The sequence below is a fragment of the Prevotella sp. CAG:592 genome, from assembly GCF_000436015.1.
In the GTDB taxonomy this organism is placed as follows: Bacteria; Bacteroidota; Bacteroidia; order Bacteroidales; family Bacteroidaceae; genus Prevotella; species Prevotella pectinovora.
The window spans coordinates 1-5,258 of the sequence record NZ_FR892534.1; the positions used below are offsets into that span (position 1 = coordinate 1).

Sequence of the window (5,258 nt, forward strand, 5' to 3'; positions counted from 1 at the left end):
GCAAGCCCTAATGACCGATTTGGGTTTACGGTTGAGGCATCAGGTTGAACCTCAAAGCTAATTACCGATTTGGGTTGAATGACAGCTGATTGAGAAAAGTGTGTAGCTGTCCGGCATAATATATCGGGATATTGTATAGAGTGAACGTGTCGCCAGACGATTTGGATATATTGTCTGACGACATATTGCCGTTCCATAAGCGTAGAGCCACTCCCTCTTTTGATTCGTTCATGAACAGATGTAGCGACCGGAGTTTGGAATTGTTTCCCGTCTTTACTTCTATCGGCAGGAGATGTGACTTGTAGCGCAATAGGAAATCCACCTCTGCCTGTGAGTTCCTTGCTTCACGTACCCAGAATATACGCTTCTCACCAAATATGAATGAAGCCCCGAGCAGTTCCTGTGCAACTATATGTTCGGCAATGTCGCCGTTCCATAGTTCATCGGTATCGGTTGAAAACAGCAGATCATCTTGCATGCCGGCAACATAATTGACAAGCCCGGTGTCGAGCCATAGGAGTTTGGGACTTTTTTTCGTGTCCGGCAATATCGGGAACGATGCGGATGTCTGAGGATATGCCAGCTCGAGGAGTAATGTCTTTTCCAATATTCTGAAAGCATTGCTCACGTCGGTAGACTTAAATGAAGAATTTGAAAACTTGGCGAACTGTATTCTATGTCCGGCAAATCCCCATCCATAGTTTAGAATATAGCGTATGGTGTCTTGTTCCTTAGGCTTGTCGGCATATTTCTCCACATCATCCCGATACCCGGAGAGCAACGAATTGAATACTCCGTTGAGTCTCACGAAATCTTTGTGCTTGGCATAGTTGGCTACAGCCTCAGGCAATCCGCCTACAATCATATATTTCTTGAACAGATCAAGGGTATATTCATGCATGGATTGTGGCACAGAGATGTTACTTACCTGTTCTGCAAGGGTATTGTAGCCTGTAGCTGTCAGAAATTCCACAAAGGTGCATGGGTGCAGGGCCATATATTCAACTCTACCTACCGGAAAGGAGATGTGTCTTCCCATCAGACTCTCGAGCAACGATCCTGCAGCAATGACATAAAGGTCTGGTCGCTTCTCATAGAAATAGCGAAGTGACTGCACGGCATTTGGTTCGTTCTGTATTTCATCGATGAAAATAAGTGTGCGTCCACTGTTTGCTGTTGTTTTCGCTTTGAAGAAAATGCCAGACAGCAAATCTTCGAAGGAACTGTAGTTTGCAAACAAATTTGCGTTTTCCTTTTCTTCAAGATTTATGTATATGTAATATTCGAAATCTTTTGCAAAAAGATCTACAAGGGTAGTTTTTCCTACTTGTCGAGCTCCACGCAATACAAGAGGTTTCCTCTCTTCTTTTTCCGCCCATTGACGAAGGTAGTTGATGGCAATTCTTGTGAACATGTCTGAATCGTTAAAATCTGATTTTTGCGAAAACTGTAGTTTGCTTGTATTGAATAGTGTGTCTAAACTGCAGTCTTATCATGCACAAAGGTACGATATTTTTTTCAAATCCAAACCAAAAAACGGGTGGTTTTTAATCAGATCCAAACCAAAAACGATTAAAAACCGATACAAATCCAAACCTTCATTTGGGGAAAACCGATACAAATCCAAACCAACTTCAACAGGAATGTGGCGCAAATCCAAACCAAATGGCTTGTAAGAAAAAGAAATAAATCCAAATCATTATGATGAATTTGAGTCTCAAAGAATCATTATCATAATGGTTTGGATTTATTATGTTGTCAGTTTACGGGTAGACCGGTTTATGGATAGACCAGTTTACAAGTAAACGAACAGGCAGGGAGACTTACCATTTCTCTTCTAATTCCGTCTGAGAGGTAGAGAGGTAGTTCTTGTCGGCATCTGTTACGATGAGCACCCTGTCGCTGCTGCGCAGATAAGCACCGTCGTAGGTGAAGTCGGTTACTTTATTGTCCATTTCGCCAACAAACGACAGTTTGCCGTTCTGAGGATTCATCCACCATGCATGTTTCTTGTTGCCGCTGATTTTGGTGAGGTCTATAGACATCGGCTTGCCGCTGTAGTTGTATACCAGCATAAAGTCGCTGCCGCGCAGAGCGATGACACGGTCGTAGCGTTCGCCGTTCTGACCGGCGATTACGCTCTGGTCGCCCACCGCTTCAGTGAACGGGAAGGCGAGCATAAGCCATTTCAGGTATCTCATCTGTTTGTAGCCAGGGTCGTTCATGGCTTCCCACCATGGCTTTTCGGCTCCGAACGAGGCGAGCACTCCTGGACGCATGAACTGCATCACGGAGTTATGGCCGTAGGTATGTCCGAAACATCCGGCGAATACCGCCCAGTAGGCATAGCGGCGCACGTCGTAGTCCTGCCAGCGAGGAGCGGAGAAATCGTGCAGTCCCTGTGGAATGTCCTCATACGAAGGTTCACCGTCGATTACAGGTTTCAGTGGCTTCTTCTCAAAGCTCATGTCCACATAGCGCCAGTTGTCCTCCTCGGTATTGTCCTTTATGGTGTAGTCGCCGTCGCCGTTGCGCTGTCCGTAGCGGCGGTGACCGCTCTGAAACATGTTGAAGTCCATCCACTCGCGGTCGTTAAACCATCTTGCCGACGTGGTTCTGCCTCTTGGGTGGAAAGTCATGATATGGCGGTTGTCGTATTTCTTTATGGCACGGGCCAGAGCGTCCCACACTTCAGGCGACTTATCGCCGAGAATGTCTCCGCCTATCATCCAGATGATGTTCGGCTTGTCCTTGTATCTCTCACCCAGGAACTTGCCGTAGGCAACAGCCTTCTTCACGTCCATCTGGCCGATCATAGACCCCCAGATGCAGTCCATGGCGATATATATTCCGTTGTCGGCAGCGCGGTCTATGATGTAGTCCAGGTGTTCCCAGTATCCGTAGACACCCGGCTTTGACACCTTGCTGAAGTCGAACTCCTTGTTGTTGGCCTGCTGACCATAAACGTTGAAGGTTGGAATGGCGTTGAGCACCTGTATCTGCTCCACGTTGTAGCCCAGTTCGCGCTCTTTGGCGAGGAAATATTCAGCCTCGTCGCGGTTCAGCCTTTCCGGCAGCAGCCATGCGGTGTTGCCGAGCCAGAAAAACGGTGTGCCGTTCTCGTGTATGAGATAGCGCTGGTTTGCCGATACTTTCAGTTTGCCGTTAGACCATGGTTTGTATATGGTCTTCTTGGCAGCGTTTGCCATTGTCGTGGCGAGCAGCATGAAGGCTGCGATAAATAGAGATTTCTTTATTGTCATATTGTATTCGTTATTTTTCTTATATAATAAGAGGTTGTCAGTTTTTCGCCTTCAGTTCTATCGTCTGTCCCTTCTTGGTCGGTATGTCATAGACGTAAGACTTTCTGAGTTCTGGCATCTTTTCGATCTTTTCGGGATGGTTGATCTGCTGCTTCACGTTTGTCGGTGTGACGAAGAGTGGGTTGGGATTCTTGCCTTTGGCAGTCCGGAGTCCCTTGCCTGTGAGCGGTACGGCAGACCGTATGCGTAGGTTGCCGCCGTTTTCCGACTTTATCACAGCTTTCACGATGTTGTTCTCCTTCCATGTCATGCTCACCTCAAAACCGCCGCGTGCTTTCAGTCCGCTTACCGTTCCCTCCTTCCATGCGTCGGGCAGGGCAGGGAGCAGATATATGAAACCGTCGTGGCTCTGCATCAGCATCTCGGCGATGCCGGCGGCGCATCCGAAGTTTCCGTCTATTTGGAATGGCGGATGGGCGTCGAAAAGATTGGCATAGGTACCGCCTTTCTTCTTCTCGTTGCGCACCAGGGTTAGTTGGTCGCCGATGAGCTTCAGGGCATGGTTGCCGTCGAGGAGTCTCGACCACAGACACACCTTCCATCCCATGCTCCATCCCGTAGAGGGGTCGCCGCGATGAATCAGCGATGTGCGAGCCGCCGAAGCCAGTTCCGGTGTGCGGAACGGCGAAATCAGATTGCTTGGATACAGACCGTAGAGATGCGACACGTGTCGGTGTATGTCGTCGGGATTGTCCCAGTCGTCTTTCCATTCCTGCAACTGTCCCCAGCGTCCGGTCTGCAGAGGCAGCAGTCCGTCGAGCTTCTCCTGCAGACTGTCTGTGAATGCCTTGTCACCCTTGGCTCCGAGAATCCTCGATGCCTCTATCACATGGCTGAAGAGGTCGGTCAGCAGTTCGTTGTCCATCGTCACTCCGGCCGCCGTGGTGGCCTTGTGGAGATGCGGGTTCTCTGGCGACAGCGACGGACATATCATCCAGTTCCTGCCCGATGGATTTTTCACCATTATCTGGTTGAGGAATCGTGCCGCACCGCACATTATCGGATACACGCTGCTCAGGAAGTCCTTGTCGCCGGTATATAGATAGTGTTCCCACAGATGCTGGCTCATCCATGCCCCTCCCGTTGGCCATAGTCCAGAGGGAGCCTTGTCGATGGCTCCTGTCACTCGCCATAGGTCCGTGTTGTGGTGGAGCACCCATCCGTCAGCGCCATACATTATGCGGGCAGCGTCGCGTCCCGTCTCGCTCACGTCCTTGATGAGCGAGAAGAGCGGCTGGTTCAGTTCCGTGAGATTCGCCACTTCAGCCGGCCAGTAGTTCATTTCCAGATTTATGTTGCAGGTATATTTGCTGTCCCACGACGGCATCATCTTGTCGTTCCACAGTCCTTGAAGCGTTGGCGGCTGTGTGCCGGGTTGCGATGTGGAGATGAGCAGGTAGCGTCCGAACTGGAAGTATGTCTCTACAAGGTGTTCGTCGTTGTGACTCTTGAAATTCTGTATTCTCCAGTCCGTTGTCTTGTCGGCAAACTTGTCGTTGCCCAGGTTGAGGCTCACGCGGTCAAACTGCTCCTTGTATAGTGCCACGTGCTCCTTTTTCAGTCTGTCGAAACCACTGTCGAGAGCTCTTCTCAGAGTGCTCTCCGAGAGTAGCGTGTCGTTTCCGCTGATATCGTTGTATTTCTTGAAGTTTGTGGCGATGGTGAGGAATATGGTGGCTTCGTCAGCATCCTTTATCTGCAGCACACCGTCTTTGCTTCTGATTGTTCCACCCTTTAGCTGCGCCGTGGCGCGTCCGGTGAACTGCACCTTTCCCTTCAGTCCCTCGTGCCATCCGCTGATGCCGCTGAGCACAATCTCGTCGCCTTCCGACCTCACGCTGACGTCCTGTTGTGGCGATGTCATCTGTGCGTTGCATGTTATCATTCCCTTCTTGCTGGCAGAGAGCTTCACCATTATCACATTGCCGCTCAGCG

Annotated in this window: 2 protein-coding genes and 1 pseudogene; all 3 read right to left on the reverse strand. The window is 49.7% G+C overall.

Annotated features, from left to right (window positions below; all coding sequences use genetic code 11):
• Nucleotides 1-61: 61 nt before the first annotated feature.
• The gene (locus QVO99_RS03025) at nt 62-1,414 is read right to left on the reverse strand and encodes an ATP-binding protein (protein ID WP_022316114.1); all 1,353 of its coding nucleotides are present in this window, start codon (nt 1,412-1,414) and stop codon (nt 62-64) included.
• A gap of 409 nt (nt 1,415-1,823) precedes the next feature.
• Entirely contained in the window at nt 1,824-3,263 is a 1,440-nt protein-coding gene (locus tag QVO99_RS03030) for a glycoside hydrolase family 140 protein (RefSeq protein WP_022316115.1), read from the reverse strand.
• Nucleotides 3,264-3,300: 37 nt separating this feature from the next.
• A pseudogene (locus QVO99_RS03035) lies at nt 3,301-5,258 on the reverse strand (glycosyl hydrolase family 95 catalytic domain-containing protein); the annotation flags it as partial.